Source organism: Mesorhizobium sp. M5C.F.Ca.IN.020.32.2.1 (assembly GCF_004023105.1).
GTDB lineage: Bacteria > Pseudomonadota > Alphaproteobacteria > Rhizobiales > Rhizobiaceae > Mesorhizobium > Mesorhizobium wenxiniae.
The window spans coordinates 1-2,638 of sequence record NZ_RZSX01000858.1; the positions used below are offsets into that span (position 1 = coordinate 1).

The 2,638-nt window shown below is 62.1% G+C and carries 2 protein-coding genes; both read right to left on the minus strand.

The window, feature by feature from the left end:
• The coding region (locus tag EOA86_RS29970) for a TRAP transporter permease (protein WP_164892115.1) at positions 1 to 1,941 on the minus strand (1,941 nt) is incomplete at its 3' end.
• A 181-nt stretch (positions 1,942 to 2,122) separates the two neighbouring features.
• Positions 2,123 to 2,638: TAXI family TRAP transporter solute-binding subunit (locus EOA86_RS29975; protein WP_128344938.1), on the minus strand; the 516-nt coding region annotated here is incomplete at its 5' end.

Here is a 2,638-nt window from a genome sequence, read left to right on the forward strand (position 1 = left end):
CAATGAGACCGTCGCCACCCAGATCGTCTGGGGCCAGGTGTCGACTCCGATCAGCAGGATCGCCGGATTGAAGATGAAGACGAACGGCAGGATCGCCGTGCGCAGCGAATAGAGCGCGCCCTGGAAGCCGGTGGCGATCGGGTCTTCCTTGGAAATCGCCGCCGCAGCGAAGGCCGCCAGCCCGACCGGCGGGGTGATGTCGGCCATGATGCCGAAGTAAAAGACGAACAGGTGGACCGCGATCAGCGGGATCGGCAGTCCGGCCTGCGCACCGAGATCGACCACCACCGGCGCCATCAGCGTCGCCACGAGGATGTAGTTTGCGGTGGTCGGAATACCCATGCCGAGCACAAGGCTGATCGCGGCGATGAGGATCAGCATAAGGATGACGTTGCCGCCGGAGATGAACTCGACGAGCTCCGTCATCATCAGGCCGAGACCGGTCAGCGTGATCGTGCCGACGACGATGCCGGCGGTGGCCGTGGCGATACCGATGCCGATCATGTTGCGGGCGCCGAGCGCCAGCCCGTCGATCAGGTCGTCCCAGGCAGCACGCACTGAGGCGGCGAGGTTTTCGTTACGGAATACCGCCATCAGCGGCTTGCGAGTGGCGACGATACCGAGGATCGACAGGGTCGCCCAGAACGCCGAGAGGCCTGGCGACATCTGCTCTACCATCAGGCACCACAGAAGCACCGCGATCGGGATGAGGAAATCGAGCCCGGTCCGCGTGACGTCCCAGGCGCGCGGCAGTTCCAGGATCGGCGCGTTCGGATCGTCAAGTGCGAGGTCCGGATAGCGCGAGGAATACCAGACCGAGGCGACGTAGAGAGCTACGCCAGCGATTGCGAGCACCGGCGGCGCAGTCCCGCCAAAGACAGCCTGGATAGCAACGATGCTGTAATAGACTATACAGACAGCGAGAATGCTGCCCGACAGTCCCAGCCCCATCCGCAGCATCCGTTCTCTTGCCGGCGTCGGACGCTGCGGGATCGTCTTCAGGTCCATCTTTATCGCTTCGAGATGTACCATGTAGAGCAGCGCGAGATAGGAGAAGACCGCCGGCAGCAGCGCGTGCATGACGATCTCCGAATAGGGAATGCCGACATATTCGACCATCAGGAAGGCGGCCGCGCCCATGACCGGCGGCATGATCTGGCCGTTGATTGAGGCTGAAGCCTCGATGGCGCCCGCCTTGACGCCGGAAAGGCCGGTGCGCTTCATCAACGGGATGGTGAAGATGCCGCCTGAGACCACGTTGGAGACGGACGAACCGGACACCACACCGTTGAGAGCCGATGAGACCACCGCGACTTTCGCCGGGCCGCCACGCAGATGGCCGAGCAGCGCGATGGAGATTTGCATCATCCAGTTGCCGGCGCCTGCCTTTTCCAGAAGCGTACCGAACAGGACGAAGAGAAAGACGAAGCTCGTCGATACGCCAAGTGCAATCCCGAAGACGCCTTCGGTGGTCAACCATTGATGGTTGAGAAACTTATTGAGTGATGCGCCGCGATGTTGAATCACGTCCGGCATGTACTGGCCGGCAAAGGTGTAGAAGATGAAGACACATGCCACGACCACCATTGGAAGGCCGAGCGCGCGGCGCGTCGCTTCGAGGAGCAACAGGATGCCAACTGTGCCGGTAACGAGATCGAGCGTGGTTGGCTGGCCGGGCCGTCCGGAAAGCTCGACGTAGAAGAGAAAGAGATAGGAGCCGGCAAACCCCCCGACCGCGGCCAGCACCCAGTCGAGCAGCGGCACACGATCGCGGGGCGAGGATCTCAGCGCCGGATAGGCGAGGAACGTCAAGAACAGCGCGAAGCCGAGGTGAATGGCGCGCGCTTCCGTATCATTGAGGATGCCGAAGCCGAACACGAACGGCAAAGGCGAAGCGTACCAGAGCTGGAAAAGCGACCAGCCAACTGCAACCCAAAGCAGGATTCGAGCGACTGTTCCGCTCGGATGCCGGCCACCCGTATCAGCCTCCGCGACCAGCTGTTCGAGCTCTTGGAGATCGACGCTGGCCGGTTGTGCCTTCACTTCGCTCAATGACGCCTCCTGTTGCGGATGGGTCCGGCGGGTCCGCTGGATCCGCCGGGCTGTCGTCAGATCACGAAGCCTACTTCAGCCAGCCCTTCTCCTTGAAGTATTTTTCAGCGCCCGGATGCAGTGGCGCGGAATTTCCTTCCGACACCATCTTGGCCGGATCGAGATTGGCAAAGGCCGGATGCAGCGACTTGAACTCGTCGAAATTTTCGAACACCGCCCTGGTCAGCTGATAGACGCTCTCGTCAGGAACCTTGGCCGAGGTGACCAGCGTGGCGAGCACCCCGAAAGTCTCGGTATCGTCGGGATTGTTAGCGTAGAGCCCGCCCGGGATCACCGCCTTGGCGTAGTAGGGATTTTCTGCGACCAGCTTGTCCACGACTTCTCCGGTCAACGGCACCAGCTTGGCAGCGCAGGTAGTGGTCGGATCCTGGATGTTCGCGGAGGGATGGCCGACGCCGTAGAAGAACCCGTCGATCTTGCCGTCGCAGAGCGCCGGGCCGTGCTCGTCAGCCTTCAACTCCGATGCGAGCGAAAAGTCGGCCAACGTCCAGCCCATCGCGCCGAGCAGACGTTCCATGGAAGCGCG